General features: G+C 69.0%; 26 protein-coding genes. 16 read left to right on the top strand and 10 right to left on the bottom strand.

The features are described 5' to 3' along the window. The first annotated feature begins 192 nt into the window (after positions 1-192). From CHC05_RS26430 to CHC05_RS26420, 3 genes are read left to right on the top strand one after another with little or no spacing between them, the layout of a single operon-like run. Positions 193-1320 carry a sugar ABC transporter substrate-binding protein gene (locus CHC05_RS26430; protein WP_089253275.1) on the top strand — a complete coding sequence of 376 codons (1128 nt, stop codon included), beginning with the start codon at positions 193-195 and terminating at the stop codon, positions 1318-1320. Continuing rightward, positions 1317-2324: an ABC transporter permease gene (locus tag CHC05_RS26425; RefSeq protein ID WP_089253274.1), complete on the top strand. Its 1008-nt coding sequence runs from the start codon at positions 1317-1319 to the stop codon at positions 2322-2324. The genes CHC05_RS26430 and CHC05_RS26425 overlap by 4 nt, the downstream gene beginning before the upstream one ends. A 1-nt stretch (position 2325) precedes the next feature. Next, a complete protein-coding gene (locus CHC05_RS26420; protein WP_089253273.1) occupies positions 2326-3078 on the top strand; it encodes an ATP-binding cassette domain-containing protein in 753 nt (250 codons plus the stop codon). Positions 3079-3109: 31 nt separating this feature from the next. On the opposite strand, the gene CHC05_RS41675 is transcribed toward CHC05_RS26420, so the two are convergent. Next, entirely contained in the window at positions 3110-3268 is a 159-nt protein-coding gene (locus tag CHC05_RS41675; protein ID WP_179266383.1) for a hypothetical protein, read from the bottom strand. Between the two features lie 101 nt (positions 3269-3369). Here CHC05_RS41675 and CHC05_RS26415 point away from each other — a divergent pair, with 101 nt between their 5' ends. From CHC05_RS26415 to CHC05_RS26395, 5 genes are read left to right on the top strand one after another with little or no spacing between them, the layout of a single operon-like run. Further along, positions 3370-4353 (top strand): ABC transporter substrate-binding protein, encoded by a 984-nt coding sequence (locus CHC05_RS26415; RefSeq protein ID WP_089253272.1) that lies wholly within the window; start codon positions 3370-3372, stop codon positions 4351-4353. Then, complete coding sequence (locus CHC05_RS26410) at positions 4350-5102, top strand: class I SAM-dependent methyltransferase (RefSeq protein ID WP_089253271.1); 753 nt, start codon at positions 4350-4352, stop codon at positions 5100-5102. The genes CHC05_RS26415 and CHC05_RS26410 overlap by 4 nt, the downstream gene beginning before the upstream one ends. After that, positions 5099-6091, top strand: a complete 993-nt coding sequence (locus tag CHC05_RS26405; RefSeq protein WP_089253270.1) for a FecCD family ABC transporter permease — start codon at positions 5099-5101, stop codon at positions 6089-6091. The genes CHC05_RS26410 and CHC05_RS26405 overlap by 4 nt, the downstream gene beginning before the upstream one ends. After that, positions 6088-6882, top strand: a complete 795-nt coding sequence (locus CHC05_RS26400) for an ABC transporter ATP-binding protein (protein WP_089253269.1) — start codon at positions 6088-6090, stop codon at positions 6880-6882. Before CHC05_RS26405 ends, CHC05_RS26400 begins: the two co-directional genes overlap by 4 nt. Beyond that, positions 6879-7784: a tetratricopeptide repeat protein gene (locus tag CHC05_RS26395; RefSeq protein WP_089253268.1), complete on the top strand. Its 906-nt coding sequence runs from the start codon at positions 6879-6881 to the stop codon at positions 7782-7784. Before CHC05_RS26400 ends, CHC05_RS26395 begins: the two co-directional genes overlap by 4 nt. On the opposite strand, the gene CHC05_RS26390 is transcribed toward CHC05_RS26395, so the two are convergent. Genes CHC05_RS26390 through CHC05_RS26375 form a run of 4 tightly spaced genes read right to left on the bottom strand, consistent with a single transcriptional unit; the run spans position 7777 to position 12518 of the window. Continuing rightward, complete coding sequence (locus CHC05_RS26390; RefSeq protein ID WP_089253267.1) at positions 7777-9159, bottom strand: MFS transporter; 1383 nt, start codon at positions 9157-9159, stop codon at positions 7777-7779. The two genes, CHC05_RS26395 and CHC05_RS26390, sit on opposite strands and share 8 nt — an antisense overlap. 58 nt (positions 9160-9217) lie before the next feature. Further along, positions 9218-9469: a hypothetical protein gene (locus CHC05_RS26385; protein ID WP_089253266.1), complete on the bottom strand. Its 252-nt coding sequence runs from the start codon at positions 9467-9469 to the stop codon at positions 9218-9220. Then, a complete protein-coding gene (gene pepN, locus CHC05_RS26380; RefSeq protein WP_089253265.1) occupies positions 9453-11834 on the bottom strand; it encodes an aminopeptidase N in 2382 nt (793 codons plus the stop codon). The genes CHC05_RS26385 and pepN overlap by 17 nt, the downstream gene beginning before the upstream one ends. Positions 11835-11843: 9 nt before the next feature. Then, positions 11844-12518, bottom strand: coding sequence for a DUF899 family protein (locus CHC05_RS26375; protein WP_245871231.1), 675 nt, complete (start codon positions 12516-12518; stop codon positions 11844-11846). A 53-nt stretch (positions 12519-12571) separates the two neighbouring features. On the opposite strand from CHC05_RS26375, the gene CHC05_RS26370 reads away from it, so the two are divergent. Beyond that, complete coding sequence (locus CHC05_RS26370) at positions 12572-13204, top strand: winged helix-turn-helix transcriptional regulator (protein WP_089253264.1); 633 nt, start codon at positions 12572-12574, stop codon at positions 13202-13204. Between the two features lie 314 nt (positions 13205-13518). Here the strand turns inward: CHC05_RS26370 and CHC05_RS40915 are convergent, their stop codons facing one another. The 5 genes from CHC05_RS40915 to CHC05_RS26350 form a co-directional block, all read right to left on the bottom strand. Further along, positions 13519-15330 (bottom strand): tetratricopeptide repeat protein, encoded by a 1812-nt coding sequence (locus CHC05_RS40915; RefSeq protein WP_144022782.1) that lies wholly within the window; start codon positions 15328-15330, stop codon positions 13519-13521. Next, positions 15327-16403: a serine/threonine protein kinase gene (locus tag CHC05_RS26365; protein WP_179266382.1), complete on the bottom strand. Its 1077-nt coding sequence runs from the start codon at positions 16401-16403 to the stop codon at positions 15327-15329. The genes CHC05_RS40915 and CHC05_RS26365 overlap by 4 nt, the downstream gene beginning before the upstream one ends. After that, on the bottom strand, positions 16381-16710 hold the full coding sequence (locus tag CHC05_RS26360; protein ID WP_179266381.1) for a helix-turn-helix domain-containing protein: 330 nt from the start codon (positions 16708-16710) through the stop codon (positions 16381-16383). The genes CHC05_RS26365 and CHC05_RS26360 overlap by 23 nt, the downstream gene beginning before the upstream one ends. Positions 16711-17428: 718 nt before the next feature. Further along, complete coding sequence (locus CHC05_RS26355) at positions 17429-18214, bottom strand: phosphotransferase family protein (protein ID WP_218824690.1); 786 nt, start codon at positions 18212-18214, stop codon at positions 17429-17431. Between the two features lie 128 nt (positions 18215-18342). Then, positions 18343-19302 carry a hypothetical protein gene (locus tag CHC05_RS26350; RefSeq protein ID WP_144022780.1) on the bottom strand — a complete coding sequence of 320 codons (960 nt, stop codon included), beginning with the start codon at positions 19300-19302 and terminating at the stop codon, positions 18343-18345. 164 nt (positions 19303-19466) lie between these two features. Here CHC05_RS26350 and CHC05_RS26345 point away from each other — a divergent pair, with 164 nt between their 5' ends. From CHC05_RS26345 to CHC05_RS26320, 7 genes are read left to right on the top strand one after another with little or no spacing between them, the layout of a single operon-like run. Continuing rightward, positions 19467-22199 (top strand): Na+/H+ antiporter subunit A, encoded by a 2733-nt coding sequence (locus tag CHC05_RS26345; RefSeq protein WP_089253260.1) that lies wholly within the window; start codon positions 19467-19469, stop codon positions 22197-22199. Further along, complete coding sequence (locus tag CHC05_RS26340; RefSeq protein ID WP_089253259.1) at positions 22196-22606, top strand: Na(+)/H(+) antiporter subunit C; 411 nt, start codon at positions 22196-22198, stop codon at positions 22604-22606. The genes CHC05_RS26345 and CHC05_RS26340 overlap by 4 nt, the downstream gene beginning before the upstream one ends. Further along, on the top strand, positions 22603-24120 hold the full coding sequence (locus CHC05_RS26335; protein WP_089253258.1) for a Na+/H+ antiporter subunit D: 1518 nt from the start codon (positions 22603-22605) through the stop codon (positions 24118-24120). The genes CHC05_RS26340 and CHC05_RS26335 overlap by 4 nt, the downstream gene beginning before the upstream one ends. Continuing rightward, positions 24117-24647: a Na+/H+ antiporter subunit E gene (locus tag CHC05_RS26330; protein ID WP_089253257.1), complete on the top strand. Its 531-nt coding sequence runs from the start codon at positions 24117-24119 to the stop codon at positions 24645-24647. The genes CHC05_RS26335 and CHC05_RS26330 overlap by 4 nt, the downstream gene beginning before the upstream one ends. A gap of 5 nt (positions 24648-24652) precedes the next feature. Continuing rightward, positions 24653-24910: a monovalent cation/H+ antiporter complex subunit F gene (locus tag CHC05_RS41670; RefSeq protein WP_179266379.1), complete on the top strand. Its 258-nt coding sequence runs from the start codon at positions 24653-24655 to the stop codon at positions 24908-24910. After that, entirely contained in the window at positions 24907-25242 is a 336-nt protein-coding gene (mnhG, locus tag CHC05_RS41665; protein ID WP_179266378.1) for a monovalent cation/H(+) antiporter subunit G, read from the top strand. Before CHC05_RS41670 ends, mnhG begins: the two co-directional genes overlap by 4 nt. 30 nt (positions 25243-25272) lie before the next feature. Then, a complete protein-coding gene (locus tag CHC05_RS26320; RefSeq protein WP_089253255.1) occupies positions 25273-25713 on the top strand; it encodes a glutaredoxin domain-containing protein in 441 nt (146 codons plus the stop codon). Positions 25714-25726: the final 13 nt, after the last annotated feature.

Below are 25726 nucleotides of genomic sequence, written 5' to 3'. Positions count from 1 at the left end.
CGTGAGGCATCCGGTAAGCCGGCACGCTACTCCGCACCGCATACGATTGCACTCATTCGTTTTCATATTGAGATGTTCGATGTCTTGACCCGTTGACGCGACCGGCGGGCCGGGCCTAACCTCTGTCCCACCAAGCGGCGGACGACCGCGTACCCCACCCCTGTGCGATCCCGTCTGCCGAAGGATTTCGCCATGCGTGACGTCCATCCCACGGTCGAGAAGGCCGTCGAAACGCTCCCGCTCAACTCGTTGACCCGCCGCCGCCTGCTGCGCGGCACGGGCCTGGCCAGCGCCTCCCTCGCCGCGTCCGCGTTACTCGCGGCCTGCACCGACGACCCGGTCGCCGCCGAGGGCGCGGTCGGCAACTTCCCGCGTACGCCGTCGTGGAAGTTCGTCTTCGTCTGCCACGTCACGACCAACCCGTTCTTCACGCCCACCCAGTACGGCGCCGAGGACGCGTGCAAGCTGCTGGGCGTCCAGTTCCAGTGGACCGGCTCGGTCAACTCCGTCGTGGCGGAGATGGTCGACGCCACCAACACCGCCGTCAGCGCCAAGTCCGACGGCATCGCAGTCGCGGTGGTCGACAAGGCCGCGTTCAAGGCGCCGGTCGACCAGGCCCTCGACGCCGGTATCCCGGTCGTCTCCTTCAACGCCGACGGCGCGCCGGACGACCCCGGCACCAACCGGCTCGCGTACATCGGGCAGGGCCTCTACGAGTCGGGCTACGAGCTCGGCCGGCGGGCCCTCACCCAGCTCGACGGCGGCGAGGTCGCGGGGTTCATCGCGACACCGGGCCAGCTCAACATCCAGCCCCGGATCGACGGCGCGCAGGCGGCGTTCAAGGACTCCGGCAAGCCCGTCACGTTCACGCCGATCGCCACGAACGCCGACGTCACCCAGGGACTGTCCATCATCGACGCGTACGTGCAGGGTCATCCGAACCTGGCCGGGCTGCTCGCCGTCGACGCCGGATCGACCCAGAGCGTCGGGCAGACCGTCGCGAAATACAAACTGCGCGAGAAGGGGCTCAAGGTGGCCGGCGGCTTCGACCTGGTGCCCGAAACGTTGGCCGCGGTCAAGAGCGGCGACCTCGACTACACGATCGACCAGCAGCCGTACCTGCAGGGCTTCCTGCCGGTGCTGGCCCTCTACCTCTACAAGCTGACCGGCGGCCTGCTGTTCCCGACGCAGACCAACACCGGCCTGCTGTTCGTCACCAAGGACAACGTCGACCCCTACCAGGGCACCAAGACGCGGTACGAGGGTTCGGACACCGCGGTGAAGCTGGTGGAGCGCTCCGGCCCGATCGCGCACCCATGAGCGTCGCCGTCGACAAGCCCGGCGGGCCCGCGCTGGCCCGCCGGGCGTGGACCGGTTTCATCCGGCGGCGCGAGGCGAGCGTGCTGGTGGTCGCGATCGCGCTCGTCGTCTACTTCCAGGCGTCCACGCCGCTGTTCCTGACCGACGGCAACCTGCGCAACATCGCGCAGGCGACCGCGCCGACCGCGATCGTCGCCGTCGGCATCGTGTTCCTGCTGGTCAGCGGGGAGATCGACATCTCGGTGGGGATGGTCGCGGCGCTGGCGCCGTACCTGATGCACTACGCGATCGACTTCTACGGTGTGCCGGCCGTGCCCGCGATCCTGTTGGCGCTGCTGCTCGCGGCTCTTGTCGGGCTGGTCAACGGGCTGATCACGACTAGGTTGAAGGTGCCGTCGTTCGTCACCACGCTCGGGATGTTCTACCTGCTGTACGGCATCCTGTTGACGACCTCGAAGGCGTACCCGGTGGCCATCCCTTCTTCGGTCAAAGGCGATCTGCAGACCTGGCTCGGCGCCGGCGACTGGGCATCGCTGAGCTGGTGCCTGCTCGTCGTGGTGTTCTTCCACCTCGTGCTGACCCGCACCCGCTGGGGCCTGCACACGATCTCGGTCGGCGGCAACATGCTCGGCGCCACCGAGGCCGGCATCCGGGTCAACCGCGTCAAGGTCGGCAACTTCATGCTCGTGAGTACGCTCGGCGCGTTCGCCGGCCTGATGGAGGCCTTCCGGATCAACTCGATCGACCCGAACATCGGTGGCGGCACGCGCATCACCTTCACCGCTATCGCGGCGGCGGTGATCGGCGGCACCGCGCTGGCCGGCGGCTCCGGCACGGTCATCGGCGCGCTGCTCGGCATGTTCGTGCTCGCCGTGCTCCAGAACGGTTTCAACCTGGTCGGCGTGAGCGCGAACCCGTTCTTCCTCATCCAGGGCCTGGCGATCCTGGTCTCGATGATCGCGAACCAGTACCTGTCGCGGCTGCGACGCGCGGGAGGGAGCTGAGATGGATGCCTTGCGTGTTGAGGGGGTGGCGAAACGGTTCGGTGCGTTGACGGCACTGACCGACGTCAACCTCCATGTTGGACGCGGTGAGGTGCTCGGATTGCTCGGCGACAACGGCGCGGGCAAGTCCACGCTGATCAAGGTGATCTGCGGCTTCCACCGCCCGGACGCGGGCCGGATCCTGGTCGACGAAGTTCCTGTCGTGTTGCGCAGCGTCGACCACGCGCGCTCGCTCGGCATCGACACCGTCTACCAGGATCTGGCGCTGGTCAACGAGCTCAGCGTCTACCACAACATGTTCCTCAACCGGGAGCACCGGATCGGGCCGCTGCTCAACAACCGCCTGATGCGCCGCCTGGCCGAGGAGCACCTGCGTGAGATGGGCGTCGACATCCCCGACGTCACGGTCGAGGCGGCCAAGCTCTCCGGCGGCCAGCGCCAGGCGATCGCGGTCGCCCGGTCGGTCTACTCGGCGGCGCGCATCCTGTTGCTCGACGAGCCGTTGGCCGCGATGGGCGCGAAGGAGGCGACGATCATCCTGGATCTGGTCGCCGACCTGAAGGCACGGGGTGACGTCGCGATCGTCATCATCGCCCACAACTACGCCCAGGCGCTCCAGGTCTGCGACCGGGTCGCCATCCTGCAACAGGGCCGCATCACCTTCGACCGCCCGACCGCCGAGACCTCGGTGGCCGAGCTCACCGACCTGATGGTCGCGGACTACCGCGGGCGCCGCCGGGCCGCCGGCGGATGAGAGCGGGTGGCGGTCCGGGCCCGCCACCCGTTCACTTCTTCTTGTTCGGCTTGTTCGGCTTGTGGTCCACGGGCTCAGCTTCTTCGAAGTCCTCGCCCGCCTTGAGGTCCTTGAGGTCCTTGAGCACGTCCTTCAACAGGATGGCGTCGGTCTTCGAGGTCTTCTCCTGGCCTTCCTCAGGCTCGCTCATGTCGTCCCTCCTCGGTCTTCCCCGCCGCGTACCCGGATGGCCGCCGGACATGCGAGCCCCGACTTGCGCTGCCCGGGTGGGGCACTGTTAGTGTCCGCCAAATGAAAATGGTTTTCATTTCGGTGGGCCTGTGCGCGGCGTTGGCCGCCGGTGGCTGCGCCGGTTCCGCCGGTTCCGCCGCCCCGCCTGTGCCCGCCGCCAGCGCCGTCGACCTGACCAACTGCGGGCTGCCGTTGCACGTCGCCGCCCCGCCCAAGCGCGCGGTCACCCTCGAACAGAACGCGACCGAGATCATGCTCAGCCTCGGTCTGGGCGACCGGATGGCCGGCACGAGCTACCAGACCGACCCGGTGCTTCCCAAGCTGCGGCCCGCGTACGACAAGGTGCCGGTGCTCGCGAAGCTGTACCCGTCGCGCGAGGCCGTGCGGGCCGCCACTCCGGACTTCGTCTACTCCACGTACACGTCCGCGTACGCACCGGACGCCGCCGGTCCGCGCGCCGACCTGGCCAAGCTCGGCGTGCCCGCGTACCTCTCCCCGTTCGCCTGTGAAAACGCCTCCGATGCGACCGCCACGTTCAGCTTCGACGCTCTGTTCGGCGAGATCCGCGACATCTCTGGCGTCTTCGGCGTGGCTTCGCGGGGTGAGGAACTGATCCACGAGCAGCAGGACCGGCTGGCGGCGGCCACCGTCCCCACGAGCGACACCTCGCTGCTCTGGTACTACTCCGGCACCACCACCCCGTACGTGGCCGGGCGCGGCGGTGTGCCGGACGCGGTCAGCGCGCTGGTCGGGGCGCGCAACGCGTTCGGCGACGCCGACCAGAAGTGGCCCGCCGGCAACTGGGAGGAGATCGCCCAGCGGAACCCGGACGTGATCGTGTTGGCCGACCTGACCCGCGGCGGCGACGGCGACAGCGCCCAGGCGAAAATCGACTTCCTGCGCAAGAACCCGGTGACGTCCACATTGGATGCGGTTGCGGCGGGCCGGTTCGTGATCGTGCCCGGGTCGTCGATGGACCCGTCGATCCGCAGCGTCGAGGCCGCCGAGGCCGTCGGCGCGGGCCTGCGAAAGCTCGCCCGATGACCGCGCTGGACCGGGCGGACGCTCGGCGCCTGCTGGCGCTCTGGGACGAGCAGCAGTCCGCGTACGTCGCCCATCGCGAGCAGCGCTTCGAGGTGATGCTGGACGTCCTGCGGCTGCACTGCCCCGCGGACCTGACGATGCTCGACCTGGCCTGCGGTCCCGGCGCGATCACCCAACGGGTGCTGGCCCGCTTCCCGGACGCCACCGCCGTGGCGGTCGACTACGACCCGATCCTGCTGCGGATCGCCGACGCGGCGCTGGACGGCGCCGACGTGCGCGACCTCGACCTGGTTTCCGACGGCTGGTCCGCGGCGCTCTCCGGACGCCGGTTCGACGCCGTGCTGAGCTCGACCGCTCTGCACTGGCTCTCCCCCGACCAGCTCCTGCGCGTCTACACCGCCGCCGCGAACCTGCTGCCGCCCGGCGGGGTGCTGCTCAACGCGGACCACCTGCGGTTCGGGGCTTCGGCACCCGCACTGGGCGAGATCGCCCGCGAGCACGAGACCCAGGTGCGGGACGCGGCGTTCGCTTCGGGTGCGCTGACCTACTCCGCCTGGTACGCCGAGGCGGCCCGCCACCCAGAGCTCGCCTCACTGGCAGTCGAACGGGAACGGCGGTTCGCCGACCGGCCGCCGCAGGCCCTGGCGTCGCTGGAGTTCCACCTGGCCGCCCTGCGCACGGCCGGGTTCACGGAGGTCGGCACGGTCTGGCAGTACCTCGACGACTACGTCGTGTTCGCCCGCCGATGAAGGCGGCGGCGCTGCTGTTCCTGCTGCTCCTGAGCATCGCCGCGGCGGTCACCGTCGGCGCCGCCGACCTGTCGGTCGTGGACGTGCTGCGCTCGGTCGGCGCCCATCTGGGTCTGCCGGTCCGGGCGCTGCCGCCCCTGCCGGACAGCATCGTGTGGGAGCTGCGGCTGCCCCGGGTGCTGCTGGCCGCGCTCGTCGGTGCCGGCCTGGCGGTGTGCGGCGCGGTGCTGCAGGCGCTGACCCGCAACCCCCTCGCCGACCCCTTCCTGCTCGGCATCTCGTCGGGCGCGTCGACCGGCGCGGTCGCGGTGCTGGTGCTCGGCATTCGGATCGGGACCGGTCCGGTCGACCTGGCCACCGGCGCGTTCGCCGGCAGCGTGGCCGCCTTCGCCGCGGTGCTGGCGCTGGCCGGCCGGCGCGCTGCCGAGCCGACCCGGATCGTGCTCGCCGGAGTCGCCGTCTCCCAGCTCTTCAGCGCGGTGACCAGCCTCATCGTGATCTCCGACGCGCACACCCAGGACACCCGCAGCATCACGTTCTGGCTGCTCGGCTCGCTGACCGCCGCCTCGTGGACCGCCGTCACGCTCTGCGCGGCGGTGGCCGGCGCCGGCCTGCTCGTCTGCTGGGCCGCCGCGACAGCGCTGGACGCGTTCGCGTTCGGCACCGACGCGGCGCGCTCGCTCGGCTTCTCCCCCGGCCGCACCCGGCTGCTGCTCTTCGGCGTCACCGCGCTCGTGGCGGCCACCCTGGTCGCGGCGAGTGGCGCGATCGGCTTCGTCGGCTTGACCGTGCCGCACGCGGTGCGGTTCGTCGTCGGCGCCCGGCACCGTTCTCTGCTGCCGGCCTGCGCGGTGGTCGGTGCGATCTTCCTGGTCTGGGCCGACACGGCGGCCCGCACCGCGTTCGCACCGCAGGAGCTGCCGGTGGGCGTCCTCACCGCGCTGCTCGGGGTGCCGGTGTTCGCGTTGGTCATGCGGCGCCGGGCATGACGACCGCCCGGTTGCGCGCCGACCAGGTGGGCTGGAACGCCGGTGCCGTGACGATCCTGGCCGAGGTGGCGCTGACGGCCGAGCCGGGCACCACCGTCGGCGTGCTCGGCCCGAACGGCTCGGGCAAGTCCAGCCTTCTGCGGTTGTTGGCCGGGCTGGCCCGGCCGCACACCGGCGAGGTGCTGCTCGACGACGTGGGTCTGTCGATGCTGCGCCAACGGGCTCTGGCGCGGCGGATCGCGGTGGTCGCCCAGCAGGCGGCGACCGAAGTGGACCTGTCCGCGCTGGAAGTCGTTCTGCTGGGCCGGATCCCGCACCGGCCGCGGCTCGCCGGGGAGTCCGGGGCCGACGTCGCGCTGGCCCGGCAGGCGCTCGCCGACGCCGGCCTGGCCGGGTTCGAGCGGCGGCGGTGGGCGAGCCTGTCGGGCGGCGAGCGGCAACGGGTGGACCTGGCCCGGGCGCTGGTGCAGGAACCCGACCTGCTGCTGCTCGACGAGCCGACGAACCATCTCGACATCAAGCACCAACTGGAGCTGCTGCACTTCCTGGCATCGTCGCCCACGACCGTCGTGGTCACGCTGCACGACCTGGACCTGGCGGCTCAGCACTGCGACCACCTGGTGTTGCTGCACGGCGGACGGCTGGTCGCGGCGGGCTCGCCGGCCGAGGTGCTGACCCCGGACCGGATCGCGCAGGTGTACGAGGTGCGGGCGCAGGTGGACACCGACGCTGATGGTCGGCCGCGAATTCGGTACGGCCGCTCGGGTTCGGCCCGTATCGTGCCGGGATGATCGACGAGGTGGTGGACCCTTACGAGCACGTCGAGTCGCTGGTCGACCAGGGACGCCTGGACGACGCGATCGCCTTCCTGGCCGGCCGGGTTCCCGGCGGCGGGGTCGAGGACGTCGACCGCCTGGCCTCTCTGCTGCACGAGCACGGACGGGTCGACGAGGCGGAAGCGGTGTGGCGGGCCGCCATCGAGTCCGGCGTGGCGTACGCACACCGCGGTCTGGCCTTCATGCTGGCGCTGGTTGGCCGGTTCGAGGAGGCGGTGACCGTGGGACGGGAGGCACTGGCGGCCGGCGAGCCGCGCGCCCGGGTCGACCTCGCCGTCCTGCTCTGCAAGGCCGACCGGATTCCGGAGTCCATTGTCGAGTATCGCGCCGCGGTGGCCGAGGGTGACGTCGCGGCGGGCGCCGGACTCGCGAAGATGTACGCACGCAACGACCAGTTCGACGAGGCGGTGGCGGCCTACCGCGCGGCGCTCGGCGCGGACGGAGTCGCACGCTGGCCGCTGGGCGCGATCTTCGAGAGGTTCGGGCACGTGGACGAGGCGGCGGCCGCGTACCGGGTCGCGATCGAGGCCGGAGAGGACCACGTTCGCGACCGGTTGATGCGGCTGCTGGCGGCGCACGGCCGGCTGGCAGAGGCGACCGAGGTCGCACGGGAGCGGCTCGACGGCAACCTGTCCTATCGGCAGCTCGGTTGGTTGCTGGCCGAGCAGGGACGATTCGCCGAGTCCGAGGAACTCGCGGCAGCGCTCAAGGATGCCAACTTCATCGGAGGCTCGTACCTCGTGAAGGGTGTTCTGCAGTCCGCTAAGGCCCACGCCGACTGCCCGGACTGCGACGACCGGGTGATGCGCTCGCTGCCGGGCGACTTCGACCACCAGAACCGCAAACGCGCTACCTGACGCGTTCGCGGTGGCCGGCGACCACGTCCGCGGTCGCCGCCGCCAGCGCGAGCACCATGAAGCCGATCGTCACGTACAGGCCGGTCCGGAAAGCCTCCGCGTAGTTGCCCCCGGTGGTCGCGAGCCGGCTGAAGAACACCGCGCCGATCGCGGCGATGCCGATGGCCGAGCCGATGCGCTGGCCGGTCTGCAGGACGCCGCCGGCGCTGCCCGCCTCGGCCACCGGCACCTGGCTCAGCGTGAGGTTCTGGTTGGGGCTGATCACCAGCCCGCTGCCGATGCCGGCGAGGAGCAGCGGCAGCGCGGTCGCGAAGCCCGCTCCCCGACCCTCGACGAAGTGCAGGGCGAGGAGCACCAGGGCCAGCCCGGCGATCACCATGCACAGGCCCGTGACGACCAGCACCCGGCCGTAGCGGTTGACGATCCGGCCGCCGAGCATCGCGCCCGACGCCGAGCCGAGCGCGAACGGGGTCACCGTCAGGCCGGCCTCCAGCGCGGAGTAGCGCAGGCCGTTCTGGAGGAACAGGGTGAAGATGAAGAACGTCGTCGTGAAGCCGGCGAAGTAGGCGAGGGCCAGCAGCGAGCCGAGGGCGAACGAGCGCCGGCGGAACAGCCGCAGGTCGACCAGGGGCGATCCGCGGCGCCGCAGCTGCAGCCGTTCCCAGCCGACGAAGACGCCGAGGACCAGGATCCCGGCCAGGATCAGGATCCAGACGATCGGGCCGTGCCATTCCCTCTCCTGTACGAGCGGCAGCAGCACCAGTGCGACGCCCGCGCCGAGCAGCAGGACGCCGAGCGGGTCGATGCCCCGCCGGGGCGCCTCTTCGCCGGTGTGGCCTGGGATCCACCTGGTGCCGAGCACGATCGCGACGACACCGACGGGGACGTTGATGTAGAAGATCCAGCGCCAGCCGGACTCGGTGCCGGCGATCGCGATGATCGCGCCGCCGAGCAGCGGACCGAGGGCGGTGGAGATGCCGATCGTCGCGCCCAGCGCCCCGAACGGCTTGCCGCGCTCGGCCGGCTTGAACATCTGCTGCACGAGGCCCGAGACCTGCGGGTTGACCACGCCGGCCGACGCGCCCTGCACGAGGCGGGCGCAGACCAGCCACAGCTCGCTGTCCGCCAGGCCCGCGGCGGCACTGGCCAGGGTGAAGCCGGCCAGCCCGACGACGAACAACCTCCGCCGCCCGTGCGCGTCACCGAACCGGCCGGCTGGCACGAGCACCAGGCCGAACGCGAGCGCGTAGCCGGAGAGCACCCACTGCAGGCCGCCGGAGCTGAGGCCCAAGTCCGCCTGGATCGACGGCAGCGCCACGTTGACGATGCTCACGTCGAGCAGGGTCATGAACGCCGCGATCAGGGCGACCGTCATGGCCCGCCACCGAGCGTCTACCGCGCGCACTTTCTGGACATTACGGCACAACGGACCGTCAGCGGTCGGCGAACGTCTCGTACACCAGCAGTGTTACGTGCCCGGTGAACAGGACCAGCAGCCCGGCCAGCAGGAAGCTACCGAGGAAGAACGGGTTGAGGAGGCCGATCGCGCCGTCGTAGTCGTCGGTCGGGAGCACCATCCAGACTCCGAAGACGCACAAGCCGGCCGCCGCGGCGAGCATGCCGACGGCCGTCAGCAGGGGCCACAACCAGACGCCGACCCGGCGCTTCTCACGCGCGGTCGTCAAGCTCGTCCTCCCATTCTCGGCGCAGCACCGCGGGGACGTCGCCGCGCAGGGCGTCGCGTACCAAATCCAGCTCGTCGTTCGTCAGTGGGAACGCCGGGAAGGCCGCGCCGACCGCGGCGGCGAACGCCGAGCCCCGCCGGGCCAGTGCCGGCGCCGCCGCGACGTAGGCGGCGACGTACGGCGCGACCAGGTCGCGCTGCGACAGCGCCCAGAGGCCCTCGGCCAGCGCCCGGAACCGGCTGACGGGGACGTCCGGGTCCGCGGTCATCGCCGCCCAGGCCGCCGCCTTCGCCTCGGCGGTCGGGCGCGCCGCCAGTGCGGTGGTCGCGCCGAGGTCACCGTCGGCCGTACCGTCGCGGAGCCGTTCGGTCTCGATCTCCGCCGCTTCGATGCCGCCGAGCTCGGCCAGCCGCCGCACGGCGGCCCAGCGCAGGCCCGGGTCGAGCGCGATGCCGTCGTCGGTCGCGTCCGCCGCCAGCCAGCGTCGCAGCAGCGCGGTGTCGCTCGTGCTCCAGGCCAACCCGGTGGCCAGGGCGACCGCGCGCTGCTCGTCCGGTTCTTTGCGGAGCACGCACGCCGTCGCGACCACCTCGAGCGCGGCCGGCACGTCCGCCGGCGGTAGCGCGCGGCGCACCAGGTCCTTGAGCGTGCGGTCGAGGGCGGCGGCCACCAGGGTGGACGAGGTCTCGCGCGGGAGCTGGCGGGCCAGCAGGTCCAGGTGCGCGGCCGGCGGCACCTGGTCGAGCAGCGCCGCCCACAGCACCGCCCGCACGAGTGGGTCGCTGATGGCGGCCAGGTCGCGCACGATGACGTCGTACGACAGCGGGTCCAGCTCGATCCGGGCGAAGGTCTCGCCGTGCGCGTTGGGCACCACGACCAGCCCGGCCCACTCAGGCAGGGCCACCGCCTCGTCGGCCAGGTCGACCAGCCGTGTGCCGACGGGTTCCAACGCTTCCGTGTACGCGGCGACGGTGAAGCGGTGCGGGCGTACGCCGTCTCGGGTCAGCACCGGGATGTCGTCTTTGCGCGTGACTTTGATCGTGTCGTGGCCCGACTGGCGCAGCCACACCTGCGCCCACCCGCGTACGTCCCGTGGCGAGGCTTTGTCGAGGGCTTCGAGCAGGTCTTCGAGCGTGGCGTTGGCGAACCGGTGGCGGGTCAGGTGCGCGTTGACGCCGGCCAGGAAGTCCTCCCGGCCCAGCCAGGTCACCAGCTGGCGGAGGACCGCGTTGCCTTTGCCGTACGAGATGCGGTCGAAGATCGTGGTCCCGGTGTCGACGTCGGGCACGTCTTCGGTGGCCGGCGCGACGGGGTGGGTGGAACGGCGGCGGTCGGCGAGGTAGGCGCCCGGCTTGTAGGCGGCCTCGAACGACACGCGGGTGCCGGCGTACCCGGCGGCGAACTCGGCCACCTCGAAGCCCATGTAGTCGGCGAACGACTCGTTGAGCCAGGCGTCCTCCCACCACACCGGCGAAACCAGGTCGGCGAACCACATGTGCGACATCTCGTGGGCGACCACCATCGCGCGGCGCCGCCTGTTGTCGTCGGTGACCCGGCCGCGCGGCAGCATGAGCTCGCTCCAGGTGACGCAGCCGGGGCACTCCATCGCGCCCCAGTTGAGCTCGGGCACGAAGACCTGGTCGTACGAGTCGAACGGGAAGGGCTCGGTGAAGATCTCGGCGTAGTGGTCGAAGCAGACCTCGGTGACGCGCTTCAGCTCGGCGGCGTCGCGGTTCAGTTCTTTCGCCAGTGAGCGGCGGGCGTGCCAGCCCATCGGGATGCCGCGGTGCTCCCAGGTGACGCTCGCGTAGGGCCCGGCCGCGATCGCCAGCAGGTCGCACGGGATGGGCGCGGTGGTGGCGAACTCGAAGCGGCCTGCGTTGTTCTCTGTGAGCCTCCCGTTCGACAGCACCGTCCACTCTGGATCGGCTTGGACTGTCACCGTGATCGGCGCCTTGAGGTCGAGCTGGTCGAAGCAGGCGAACAGGCGCTGGGTGATGTCCAGGCCCAGGTAGCCGCCGACGTAGCGCTCCCCGTCGACCGGGTCGGTGAAGGTGTGCATGCCTTCGCCGTCGGTGACGTAGCGGAGCCGTGCGTCGACTTTCACCTCGTGCGTGCCCGGGGCCAGCCCTTCGAGCGGAATGCGTTTCTTGTCGTACGGGGGCGCTATGGTCCTGCCATCGAGAGTCACGTCGATCTCTATGGCCTGGTGGAGCTCGAGAAAGGTGTCGCCGCCGCTGGTGGTGAAGCGCACGGTGGCCTGGCTGCGGAAGTCGTCCGGGGAGGTGATGTCGAAGGTGAGGTCATAGGAGACCTCGGAGAGCATGGCGGCCCGGGCGCGGGCTTCGTTGAGGGTGAGCGACACCCCGCCAGGTTAGGCGACGCCTGGCCGGGTCCACTGCGGCACGGGGCGACCGTCCCTGCGCCAGTGGGTGCACGTGGGGTCCTGCGGCCAGCCGTCGGGCGAGTCCTCCCACACTTCCTGGCGCCCGTACGCCGTGAGGTCGAGGAGCCTGTGCGACGACATGATCGCCTCGACGCCGCGGCCGGTGGTCTCGTAGGTCAGAAAGAACCGATCACCCTGGCGAAGGAAGCAGGCGATGTCGCCACCGCCGGCGATGGCAGGGTCGGTGACGCCGTGGGTCGAATACCAGGGGTGGGTGTAGCCCATGAACTCGCGGTAGGGCGCCATCTCGGCGTAGGGCCCCTGCCCGAAGACGGCGAAGGAGATGCCGCGCGCCTCGAGGTAGGAGGCGTCGTGGAAGTCCCAGATGCTGGCGGTGCAGCCTTCACACTGATCGGCGAAGTCCTTGCCGTCGTGCCACATGTGCTTGTAGACGACGAGCTGGTCGCGCCCTTGAAAGATCTCCTCCAGCGGCGTCAGGCCCCGTGCCCCGACGAGCGAGATCGGCGCGACCTCGGTCATGGGAAGCCGGCGACGAGCAGCGGCGATCGCGTCGCCCTCCCGGGTGTGTGCCTTCTCGTGCACGAGCAGCGTTTCGCGCTCACGGATCCATGCTTGCCGGTCAACAATCTCGGGTGCGGACATGCTGGCTATGCTAAACATAGTCAGCACTCGGGTAAAGAGAGCGAGGCCGTCCGTTGCCGATCAAACGCAGCTACGGAGACCACGGAGACGCCTGCCGCGCCGCGAACGCCCTGGACCTGGTGGGCGACCGCTGGACGCTGATCATCGCGCGCGAACTGATTCTGGGCCCGAAACGCTTCGCGGACCTACAGGAGTCGGTACGCGGCATAACCCCAGCGGTCCTAACGGACCGCCTACGCTTCCTACGCGAGGCCGGGATCGTCGAACAGGTGATCCTGTCGGACCTGGCCCGCACGCACGCCTACGCGGCAACGGACTGGGGCCGCGGCCTGGAGCCAGTCCTGGCCGCCCTGGGACGCTGGTATTCCGCGGGCCCGGACCCCAACACACCGGGCGGCATGACCCCGGACGGCATCGTGGTCGCGATGCGCACGATGGGCACGGCCACGGGGGACGTCGCACTACGCCTCTACGACGCCCGCCGCCCCGACCCACCGGTGCACTCGTACGACGCGGGCACCCCCGCCGCCGCGACGGTCACGTCCGACTCGACAGTATGGAGCGAGGTCCTGTTCGGCGGAATGGCCCTGGCCGACGCGGAACGCGACCACGGCGTACACGTCGAAGGTGACCGGACCGCGGTAGTCCGACTCATACGTGCCTATGCCTCGGCGGACGGTGAATGAGCAGCCTGGGAACCGCGCGTTGCGCTGGGTCAGCCATGGTGGCGTCGCGACGCTGGGCGTTCGCCGGGTATGGCAAATGCTTGGTAGGGCGCAACTACGAGCCAGCCGGAAGTTGGCTTGCCGACAGGCGGTTGCAGATGAAGGGTTTCGCGTCGGTACGCGACCCTAACGCGCCTGATGGTTGAGAATCCCTTCGTCCGGGGCGCACATGACATTTGAACGTGGTTCGGAGCGATGCAAAACAGGGCCGCTCCTGGCACGGGACTCGGCAGCGAAGACGCGCCATATCCCATGCCAGGAGGCCGGCCGTTAAGTTATCTGACCATGCAAGGCCATTCCCAGCCTCTCCTGCGCGCTACTTCTGCAAGGAACCGCAGTTCAGGGGTATCGGTCCATATGGTCGGTAGCTCCACCTCAGGCAGGGCCCCCGCTAGCACCTCGGAGGCATGCGGACCATCCAACAAACCAAGTCGTCGAATCGCCATCGCCTGGTGGAGAGTCATAAGACAGCGGAGGTGGAGTTCCGGATCTTCCTGGTCTGCGAGGTCTGCCGCGTCTCGGTAAAGCTGGAGGCCCCTCCGTACGTTACCCGCAGCAAGGTAAGCGAGGCCGGATGTAGCTTTCAGGCGAAAGTCCCAGTCCGACACACCGTTCAGTACGGTCACAGCCTCCGAACCCCTGCCAGCCAACGAGAGAGCGTAAGCCGCCGAGTTGAGCAAATCGTCCGTAGATTCCTTCTGTCTTCTTAGCCGGGTAAGTGCCGCCTCTGCGGACGTGTTCCAGTCTTCCGTTAGGGCGCCATGAGTCAATGTCCAGAAAACGAGAGGGAAGTCCGCAGCCGGATCTAGAGAGATCCACTCCGCAGCTGTGTTTACGGCATCATCGAATCGACCTTCGAGGTAGGCCAAGCGGGTCGAGATGGCCTTGGCAACATCGTCGTCTTCAGTTTTGTCGATGCCGTCGAAGCGCCGACGGATCTCTGCTGCCTCGGAGTTCCTGGTCACTATGTCGGTTAAAAGGTTGAGAAGAACCAGGCTGGTGGGCGCCTTTTTCATCAGGCGCCGCAATCTACCCTGCGCTTCGACGCGAGTGATGCGCTTCTGGAGATAGTCATAAACGGCTATATGTCCGTCAATCTCCATCACAGAAAGATCATTACCGGACGCTAACGCCAACCCACGGGCTCGTCGAAGGAGAGTGGAGACACGCGGTCGATCGGACCGCGCGGCGGCAAGTCTCACCTGCAGGTAAACGAAGTGCGGCGTATCGACCAGGCCGTAGTGCTCCTTAAGGTGCCGGACCTGGGCTTCAGCTGCTCCAAACGATTTGGTCTCGATCAGATAGTGCACAAGGGCCATGGTCGCGCCATGACTTCCCGGCGACAGCCGTGCTGCATAGCGTGCCCAATTGACAGCCTTCTGCGGTGAACCGGAGTGGAACATGGCGACCGCCATATTCAACGCGGCATCCACATCGTTCGGGTCAATCCGATTCGCAGCACGTAGTTGCCTAAGCGCCTTGTCGTACTTCTTCTGAAGCACGAAGACATAGCCCTGAAGACCGTTTACGCCAGGTTGACTCTGGTCAACAATGGCGAGAAGTTGCAATGCTTCATCGAGCCGCGACTGCTTCACTAGGACCGACGCCCAGGCAACGGCGAGAACGGGAGAAACATCCCACGACTGGAAATGCTCCTCCGCAGCATCAGCCTTGCCCATCCGGATCAATACTTGGAGAGCATGATATGCCGAGGGAATGTCGAGGCTGGACGCCGTCGAGCCTTGGATTCGAGACTGCCCGAGTCGCAATACCTTAAGAGCCGATTCAACGGCGATATCGGCCTCATCCGCCAGTGCCGCAAGGTCCGCGACGTGTGCGTTCGAAGTCATGGAGGTAGGCGAACGTTCCGCTGCCTCCACGGCCTTCCACAACGCTACCTTAGCCGCCCGATACCATTCGATGGCAAGCTCGTCAACGTCCTCGTCACTGATCGACCGAGACTTACGGAACGAGCTCTTAGTGTGAGAGGATGGATGCGAAATGATGCGCGGAAATGCAGGCAGATCCGGTCCTCTGAGACCACCGACGATCGGGTCCTTGTCGATGACGGTGCTGAACGTCGTCATTTCTCTGACCCTCCGGCCTTCCTGTAGCGTCCACGTTTCTCGCTAGGCACTGACAGCGTCTTGATCATTATGTCTGCTTGACGCATTAACCAGGTGAGATCCGAGTCAACCGCCCTAGGCCGCCCGAGGAACGTCGGACGGCGTTGCTCAGGAACCGGGTTGCATAGTTGCCTGACCAGAGAAGTCGCACGCTCACGAATAACTTTTGGCATCTCGGCCTCGAAAACGGTTAGCGCTCTGTTGAACTCAGACCGTAGCCCTGATAGGTCTCTTCGCTGACCCGCAGCAAAATCCTTCATGCTCATTTCTAATAGCTTTGGACCAAAACCTAGCGCAACGGAGGTTATACCCTGTCCTGTCGCCAACTCATAAAGAATCGATCCCAGCCCGTATAAGTCCTCCAGCCTGAAGGCGACGGCATCGCCCGAATTCTGGAGATAGATGCTCTCCGGCGCCGCGAAACGCAAGTCGCCCCGGCCGATCGCGTACTGCTGGACAGAGAGTCTCGCCGGCTCTGAGAGGTCCCTTGCCCGCCCGAGGTCGGCAACCTTGCAAACCGTCCTATTGAACGGATGGACAAACAGCAACAGGTTGCTACTCTTTAGGTCCCTGTGAACACACCTTGCGAGGTGCATCTGGTGTATTCCCTTTATCGCGCCGCGCCACAGGCCAATGCGCTCGATCCAAGACAAGCTGTTGCGGCGAGACTCGTCCTGCAGCAGCTCGCTAAGCGCCCCAGCAGCCAACTCCATAACGTGAAATTGGATCGGTATTTCCAGGTTCACGTGGGGCAGGACCATACTCTCGGTCCCAGAATTAATGAGATCGACGACCCCCGACGAGCGGGAGAGCTTCTTAAGGAGCCGGCCCTCGTCTGCGAATTCCTGGACTCCATCGCTCGACGCAGTCGGACTGAGGACCTTGACCGCCACAGACTGCCTGTTGCGCGTATCCAACGCTTCAAATACTAGGCCGAAGTTACCTCCACCGCAGTAGTCATGCAGCTCATATGGGCCAAGCGGATTCGCCTGAAAATGCTTGATCCAAGCCTCAGTCCGCTGATCCGTCGTCAACGTGTTCTCCGGCTCCTCGGCCGCCGTATCTCTCGCGCAGCCTGGTGACCTCATCCGGGTGATCACGCAATATGGCCGCGATATCGGCGGGAACTCGACCTTCTAGCAAGTCCAGTGATTCTGGCGAAACGCCATAGTAGTTCGCGAGCCGCTTGCCAACGTCCCGCGTGTAACTCCGCTCACCGCGTTCGATCCGAGACAACTGCGACGCAGCAATGCCAACCTCGCCGGCGACCACGCGCACGCTCTTACCCCGCTCTTCGCGTAGTGCGCGAAGAGCCTCAGCTGCAGTCTCCTTCCCGGCCATAGCGGCAGTGTACCCGAGTGTTGCCAACTTTGGCAACGCTACGCTAAGATCCTCAGTCTCGAACATTTGGGCGTCGCTGGCTCTACGCTGGCCGTCCTATCGAAGACAAGCACTGATCCAGATAGACACAGGGCTGATTTATGCTCGGTGGCCTGGCCCGTCGACGCCTTCCAACCTGAAGGTGTGGAAACCAGGTGGGTATGCGCGCGGCGTCCGGCCTCATGCGCGCGGGGTTGAAGCAAGCACATGTCGTGGTTTGTCCACGCATTCGGAGCGCCAGACACCCGCAGAGTGGCGCCGCCTTCATACCCAGCAACAGGTCGGCGTTATCCGCAAACGGTGACGGCAGCGACGGTCAGGTTCTACGTTCGAGCATCCGGAACACAGAGGCCCCCTGTCCGCTGCCCGGTCGAAGACGAAGGGCAAAGGTGGGACCACCTCGCGCGTGGTGCCGATGTGTGCTTGCGTCTCGGTCGGTCTACGTCATGGTTTGCCGCTACTGCCAAAGGCGATGAAACGGCAAGCCTGATAGACGCCCACCTCAGCGACAAAGAAGCCAACCAGCGAGCGCGAGCCGTTATCCTTCTCGCCACTCCGGCGACCGCCACATGCGCGCTGTGGAGCGACTAGGACCGCTCGATGGCCCCATGCCTCCACCGAGGCCGACCGCCAACGTCCGATGGCGGCGACCGTAGCGTCGTAGCTCACTGGGCATTCGCTAGATCGCTACAGCCTGGCCACCGCGTCCCGGAGGAACTGGTCTCGGCGGCTGGTGTGCCCCGGGGGGGTCGGACTCGGTCGGTGTGTTGAGGGCCGCGACCGCGTCCCAGTAGGCGACGTCCGACGCGCGGCTGCCGCTGGCGCGTTCCCATCCCTCCAGAACGAGCAGCGGCGAGCCGCCCGCGAAGAACGCCTGCTTGCGTAGTTCGCCGAGGTCTACGCCCGGGTGGCCGACGCCCGCTGTCTTCCAGTCGATCAACGCCTGGCACGACTCGTCGCTCCAGAGCATGTTTCCTGGCCACACGTCCCCGTGTACGAAGACCGACCCGCTCGGTGCGAAACCCTGGACCAGTGCGTCGGCCCGCGCTAGCAGCGGTGTAGTCGCCATCCGCCCGAGGCGCCGGTCCAAGGCGAAGTCGTCGACGGCGATGGGCCGTGCTCGCAACGGCAGAGGGTCCGACGGCGCCAGGGAGACCCGATGAACTCTCGCGATAGCCGCACCCGCGGCTCGGAACCAGTCAGCACCGACCCGCTCCGGCCATACGCTGGCGCCCGGCACGACGGTCTCCACACTGACCGGGACACCGGCGACCACGGACGTGCCGAGCAGCCGCGGAGCCGGCAACGCATGGCGCAAGGCCACCTCGAGCGCCGCGACGTTGGTGGCGATCATGTCGGCGTCGATGCGCGGAGTCGGCGCCCGGAGGACCACCTCGACCGGCCGCCCGGACGACGACCTGACCCGCAGCAGCCACGGACCCGCGCCCGCGTGCAGCGCTCGCACGCCCACCACCCGGGCCCGCCGGTCGACACACGTCGCCGCCCAGGCCAATGCTTCCTTACCCGTCCCGCACAGTCAGTCACCGTGGCAGACCGGGTGGGGGCTGTAAAGGCCCGGGCGGCGCCGAAAGACTAGTGCCGGCTGTCCGCTCGGCACGGCACCTGCTGGTGCCGGAACTGGCCGGCTTCACGCCCGTTGACGTACACGGTCAGTCGACCCGACCGGAACCGCTCCACCGCCGACCGACCCGGCTGCACCGTGACGGACCGGCCGTTGCCGAACCGGACCGTGATGGCGACTCGGCCCGTGTTGCGCACCGTCACCGTGCTCCATCGCTCGCCGCACCGCGCCGGTGTGAAAGCGACCTGCCACGACGGGGCCGCGGGCGCCTTCCAGACGACCTCCTGGCACACCTTGCCGCCGACGAAGCGCACGTGGTTGACCCGGGCCACCGTGCCGTCGTTGTACGTGCCCTGTCCGACCGCGAACGCCACCACCCGAGCCTGAGGGTTCGCCGCGCGGATCTGGGCCAGGGTGCGGTTGTTCGCGTACGACCCGCCGCCCTCGGAGACCATGCCCGGGATCGACGCGCCGGTCCAGAAGTTGCCCGCGTCGACATCCCAGGTGGCGGTCTGACCACGCACAGGGTTGCCGCTGATCTGGTAGTACGGCTCGTAGACGATCGCGCCGTCCTCGGAGCCGTTGTTGGTCAGGTCGAGGAACAGCCGGTACGCCGGGAGCGCGGCATGGTTGCCCTGAGGGATCGCTGTCCCGTCGACCGTGGTCCCGTCCAGCTTGGTCAGCTCGTAGCTCAGCGCCGACACGTCCGACAGCTTCACCCGCGTCGGCAGGTTGACGCGGTACTGCACCGACGACTCCTGCACCGGCGTCGCGACCTGAGCCCCGTTCGGCACGATCTTCACCGTGCCGCCGGCCTTGGTCGTCCACCCCCGAGTGTTCGGGAGCGTCGACGTCGAACACCGATTCGCGGGAGAAGCCGAAGAAGCCGAGACCGCCGCGGACGACACCACCGCCAACCCGCCTGTCACCACCAGAGCGGCGACCACACCACCCAACGCACGCTTCAACACGGGAGACTCCTCGAGAGATCGGCGATGGAGCGGCGAACACCACCCCACTGGGTCAACGACCGATCCACCGCCGTCGAACGGTCACCCACCCGGACCGGGGTCGCCCGACCGGGGCATGCGCCCGCCTAACGTCCTAAATGCCCGCTTGCGCCTACCCTGGGCGTGTGCTGGTGCTGGTGGGGGTCCACGCCGTGATGGCTGTGGTCGCACCTGGGCTGGTGCGGTGGCTCGGCCGGCGCGCGCTCTACGTCGTCGCGCTCGCCCCGCTCGCCACCCTCTGCTGGGCGCTCGCGCGGACCAACGACACCGTGACCGAGTCGTACGCCTGGGTCTCCCAACTCGGCATCGGCCTCGACCTGCGGATGGCCACCCTCAACTGGCTGCTCGTCGTGCTCGTGGCCGGCATCGGCGCGATCGTGCTGGCCTACAGCGTCCGCTACTTCAAACCAGATCAGAATGGCCTCGGCCGGTACGCCGCCGTTTTCGTCGCGTTCGCCGGCGCCATGTTCGGGCTGGTCGTCGCCGACAACCTGCTCCTGCTGTACGTGTTCTGGGAGCTCACCACCGTCTTCTCGTACCTGCTGATCGCGCAGGACCCGACGCGGCGCACGAACAGAAGGGCGGCCACCCAGGCGCTGCTGGTCACCACCCTCGGCGGCCTGGCCATGCTGGCCGGGTTCGTGGTCCTGGGCGAGTCCGCCGGCACCTACCGCTGGTCGGAGCTCGAGGCGAACCCCCCGACGGGCGGACATCTCGCGGCCGCCGTGGTCCTGATCCTGATCGGCGCGCTCAGCAAGTCGGCGATCTTCCCCTTCAGCTTCTGGCTGCCGTCCGCGATGGCCGCGCCGACGCCGGTGAGCGCCTACCTGCACGCCGCGGCGATGGTCAAGGCCGGCGTCTTCCTCGTCGCGCTACTCGGGCCGACCCTCGGCGCCGACCCGCCCTGGCGCCCGCTGCTGCTGGCCACCGGCGTGCTGACGATGCTGCTCGCCGGCTGGACCACGCTGCGCCAGAACGACCTCAAACTCATGCTCGCGTACGGCACCGTCAGTCAACTCGGCCTGCTGACCGCCGTCTTCGGGGGCAGCAGCCGCAACGCGGGTCTGGCCGGCGCGGCGCTGGTGCTCGCCCACGCGCTGTTCAAGTCCACGCTGTTCCTCGTCGTCGGGATCATCGACGTCACCACCGGCACCCGCGACCTGCGGGAGCTGAGCGGTCTCGGCCGGCGGGCGCCGGCCCTGGCCGCGATCGCCGTGCTGGCCGGCGCGTCGATGGCCGGGCTGCCGCCGTTCGCGGGCTTCGTCGGCAAGGAGGCCGCGTTCGACGCGTTCCTGCACGGCACCGGCGCCGCCGACCTGACCGTCCTCGCCGGGCTGGTGATCGGTTCGACGCTGACCGTCGCGTACACGCTGCGGTTCCTCTGGGGTGCCTTCGCCGACAAGCACCAACAACAGACGCGCCCCACCACGATCGCAACAGACTGGCTGGTCTGGCCGGGCATCCTCGCGGTCGCGGGGCTCGCCGTGGGTGCCGCCGCCAAACCGCTCGGCGGCAGCCTCGACCACTACGCCGACCTGTTCCCGGACGTGGGCGCCGCGTACCACCTCGCGGTGTGGCACGGCTTCACCGGACCGCTCGGCCTCTCCGTCCTCGTGCTGGTGGCCGGCGGCGCGCTGTTCCACTACCGGCAGCGGCTGCCGCCGATCAAGCTGCCGTTCGACGGTGGCACCGCGTACCGGCGGGTGATGAACGGCCTCGACCGCGCGGCGGTCGAGACGACCGGTGCCACCCAGCGCGGCTCGCTCCCGTTCTACCTCGGTGTCATCCTGCTCGCGCTGGTCGCCGGCCTGGGCGGGATCCTGATCGGCTCCGCGCCGTGGCCCGACGACGCGCGCGCCTGGGACACCTCGCTGCAACTCGTCGTCGCGGTCGGGATCGTCGTCGCGGCCGTCGCCGCCGTGCGGGCACTGCGCCGGCTGACCGCGATGATCCTGGTCGGCCTGTCCGGCTACGGCGTCGCCGTGCTGTTCATCCTGCACGGCGCGCCGGACCTCGCGCTGACCCAGTTCCTGGTCGAGACCGCGACGATCGTGATGGTCGTCCTGGTGCTGCGCCGGCTGCCGGCGAAGTTCTCGGAGCGGCCGATCCGCACCAGTCGAGTCGGCCGGATCGCGCTCGGCATCGGGGTCGGGGTGGTCGCGGCGGGCATGACGTACGTGGCCGTCGGCGCCCGCGAGGCGACGCCGGTCTCGGAGATCTTCCCGGAGCTCGCGGTCACGTTTGGCGGCGGCGACAACGTGGTCAACGTGATCCTCGTCGACATCCGCGCCTGGGACACGATGGGCGAGATCTCGGTGCTGGTCGTCGCGGCCACCGGCGTGGCCAGCCTGATCTTCCGCCGCACGGAGGCGCTGCAGCGACGACGAGGAGTGGCCGGGCCGGGGGTCGGTCCGAGTGGACAGTCGATCATCCTGCAGGTCGTCACCCGCCTGGTGTTCCACCCCGTCGTGCTGTTCTCGGTCTTCCTGCTGTTCTCCGGGCACAACGCGCCGGGCGGCGGGTTCGCCGGCGGGCTGGTGGCCGGTCTGGCGCTGACGGTCCGCTACCTGGCCGGCGGGCAGGCCGAGCTCACCGCCGCCGCCCCGATCGACGCCGGCATCGTCCTCGGCGCCGGGCTGCTGGTGTCGGTCGGCACCGGCGTGCTGGCCATGCTGGCCGGCGGCCAGGTCTTGCAGACCGCGATCGTCGACCGGCACCTGCCCGTGCTCGGCGACGTGCACCTGGTCACCTCGATCTTCTTCGACATCGGCGTGTACCTGGTCGTCGTCGGGCTGATCCTCGACATCCTGCGCAGCCTCGGCGCCGAGATCGACCGGCAGGAGGTGGCCGCGGGGTGAGCCCGAACCTCACGTACGTCGCCGTGGTCGGGGTGCTCTTCGCCGCCGGGGTGATCCTGCTGCTGGAACGCAGCCTGACCCGGGTGCTGATGGGCGTCGTGCTGCTGGCCAACGGCGTCAACGTGCTGATCCTGGCGGGTGGCCGGTACGGCGGCCCGCCGATCGTCGGCACCACGCCGGAGGGCGAGATGAGCGACCCGCTGCCGCAGGCGATGATCCTGACCGCCATCGTGATCACGCTGGGGCTGACGGCGTTCCTGCTCGCGCTGGCCTACCGGAGCTGGCGGCTGGTCGGGCACGACGAGGTGCAGGACGACATCGAGGACCGCCGGATCGTCGAGCTCGCCGAGCGCGACGCCGGCCTGGAGGTCGAAGACGTCGAGGACGACGACGAGGGTACGTCGTGACCGCGCTCGTGCCGCTCCCGGTGGTGATCCCGCTGCTGGGCGCCGCGGTGACGCTGATGCTGACCCGCTTCCCGCGGGCGCAACGGATCGTGAGCCTGGTCGCGCTCACCGCCGTGCTCGGCGTGTGCGTCGCGCTGCTCGTGGTGGTCTGCACCGACGGCCCCCAGGTGGTCGCCGTCGGGGCGTGGCCCGTGCCGATCGGCATCGTGCTGGTCGCCGACCACTTCTCCGCGCTGATGCTGGTCGTCTCCGCCGCCGTCACGCTGTGCGTGCTCGTCTACTCGGTCGGCCAGGGCCTGGCCGACGGCAGCGAGGACACGCCGCTGTCCATCTACCACCCCAGCTACCTGGTGCTCACGGCCGGCGTCACCACGGCGTTCCTCTCCGGCGACCTGTTCAACCTGTACGTCGGCTTCGAGATCCTGCTGGTGGCCAGCTACGTGCTGATCACCGTGGGGGGCACCGAGGACCGGATTCGCGCCGGCACCACGTACGTCATCGTCAGTCTGCTCTCGTCGGTGTTGTTCCTGACCGGGATCGGGCTGGTCTACGCCGCGGCTGGCACGCTGAACCTGGCCCAGCTCGCCGGTCGCCTGGACGCGCTGCCGGACGGGCTGCGGCTGATGCTCAACTGCGTCCTGCTGCTCGCGTTCGGCATCAAGGCGGCGGTGTTCCCGCTCTCGGCGTGGCTGCCGGACAGCTATCCCACGGCGCTCGCCCCGGTCACCGCCGTGTTCGCCGGCCTGCTGACCAAGGTCGGCCTGTACGCCATCATCCGCGTCGAGACCCTGCTGTTCCCCGGCGGGCCGACCCGCGACCTGCTGCTCGTGCTCGCGCTCCTGACCATGCTGGTCGGCATCCTGGGCGCCATCGCGCAGTCGGACGTCAAGCGGCTGCTGTCGTTCACGCTGGTCAGCCACATCGGCTACATGCTGTTCGGGATCGGCCTGGCCAACGAGCTCGGTGTGTCCTCGGCGATCTTCTACGTGGTGCACCACATCACGATCCAGACCACGCTGTTCCTCGTCGTGGGCCTGGTCGAGCGGTACGGCGGCGCGACCGCCCTGGACCGGCTCGGCGGACTCGCGGCGCTGTCGCCGTTGCTGGCGGTGCTGTTCTTCGTGCCGGCGATGAACCTGGCCGGCATTCCGCCGTTCTCCGGCTTCCTCGGCAAGCTCGGCCTGATCGAGGCGGGCGCGGCCGTGGGAGGCGGGCTGCGCTGGGCCCTGGTCGCCGGTGCCCTGGCGACGAGCCTGCTGACGCTGTACGCGGTCGCCCGGGTCTGGAACCTGGCCTTCTGGCGCAAGCCGGTGACGATGCGCGCCGCGGCCGGCCCTTTGGACGCTCCTGCGCTGCCCCGCCTGATGGTCGGCTCGACCATCGCGCTGGTCGTGCTCGGCATCGCGCTGACCGGCATCGCGGGCCCGCTGTTCGACCTGACCGGTGACGCCGCGGCTGACCTCCTGGAGCGCGCGCCCTACGTCGACGCGGTGCGCGGCGAGGGCGTGCGATGACCCGCCGCGACAGCACCATCTTCGCTCTGCTCGGGCTGACGCTCGTCTGGATCCTGCTGTGGGGCACGTTCTCCTGGGCGAACCTGCTCGGTGGCCTGGGCGTCGCCGCCGTCGTGCTGATCGCGTTCCCGCTGCCGCCGGTGGTGTTCGGCGGGCGCCTCCGCCCGGTCGCGCTGGCCCGGTTCGTCGGCTGGTTCGCCTACGACCTGGTGGTGGCCAGCGTCCAGGTGGCCGCGCTGGCCTGCCGCCCCGGACCCCAACCCCACAGCGCGATCATCGGGGTACGGCTGCGCGTCAACACCGACCTCAACCTGACGCTGACCGCCGAGGCGCTCTCGCTCGTACCCGGAAGCCTGATCCTCGAAGTGGATCGTTCGCTCGGCGTGCTCTACGTGCACGTCCTGGATGTCAGTGACCGCGCCCAGGCCGACCGCTTCCGGCGCGACGTGCTGGCCCTGGAACGGCGGATCGTCTCAGCGGTCGGCTCACCGTCGGAGTTCCAGCTTGTCAACCGATCCGAGAGTTGAGGCCCATGACCGCTGTCGCCATCACCGTGACCGTCATCCTCGCGGCCGCCGCGGGGCTCGCCCTGATCCGCGCGGTCCGTGGACCGTCCATCTTGGATCGAGTCGTCGCCACCGACGTGCTGCTGGCCATCATCGTGGCGGCGATCGCCACGGAAGCGGCGTACACATTGGACGCCACGGCGCTGCCGGTCCTCGTGGTGCTGTCCATCCTCGGCTTCACCGGGTCGGTGAGCGTGGCCCGCTTCGTCCGGACCGACCGGTGAGCGCACTCGACGTCGTGGCGTCGGTGTGCCTGATCGCCGGGGCCGCGTTCAGCCTGGCGGCGGGGATCGCGCTGACCCGGTTCCCGGACATCCTGTCGCGCATGCACGCGGCGACCAAGCCCCAGGTCCTCGGCCTGCTGCTGGTGCTGCTCGGGTGCGCGCTGCGGTTCCGCAACACGGTCGACATCACGACGCTGGTGCTGATCGGCGTGTTCGCGCTCGCCACGGCGCCGGTGGCCGCGCACATGATCGGCCGGGTCGCGTACCGGTCGGGCGAGCACCGCGCGGACCTGCTGGTGATCGACGAGCTCGCGGACCACCAGCCTCGTTAGGCTCTCGTTCCGCCGCGTAGCGTGACGCCCATGTTGAGAAGTTGGCGGTGGGCCGGCGTGGCGCTCGCTGTCGGCGTGTTCGCAGCGGGCACCTCGTTCGCCGCGGGTGGCTGGTCCGCGCTCGTGATCGCCAAAATCGTCGTGTTCGCCGCGCTGGCCTTCCTGCTGTCGCCGTTGGCCTTCCCTCGTTCTGTCGGTGCGGCGGCAGCGGTCGAGCGCAGCGCTGCCGACGGGCGACCGGTGATCTACTGGCGGCCCGGATGCCCGTACTGCCAACGGTTGCGGCTCCGGCTCGGCCGGCACGGGCGCCGCGCGCACTGGGTCAACATCTGGACCGACCCGGCCGCCGCGGCGGCGGTCCGGGCGGTCGCCGGGGGCAACGAGACGGTCCCGACCGTCGTGCTCGACGGCGAGCCGCACGTGAACCCCGACCCGGCCTGGCTGCGCGGGCGCCTGTTGACACTGCCATAGCTAACCGCTATCC

The organism is Asanoa hainanensis, assembly GCF_900188485.1.
In the GTDB taxonomy this organism is placed as follows: Bacteria; Actinomycetota; Actinomycetes; order Mycobacteriales; family Micromonosporaceae; genus Asanoa; species Asanoa hainanensis.
The sequence above is the reverse complement of the archived record's forward strand: the minus strand, read 5'-3'. Positions and strand labels throughout refer to the sequence as shown.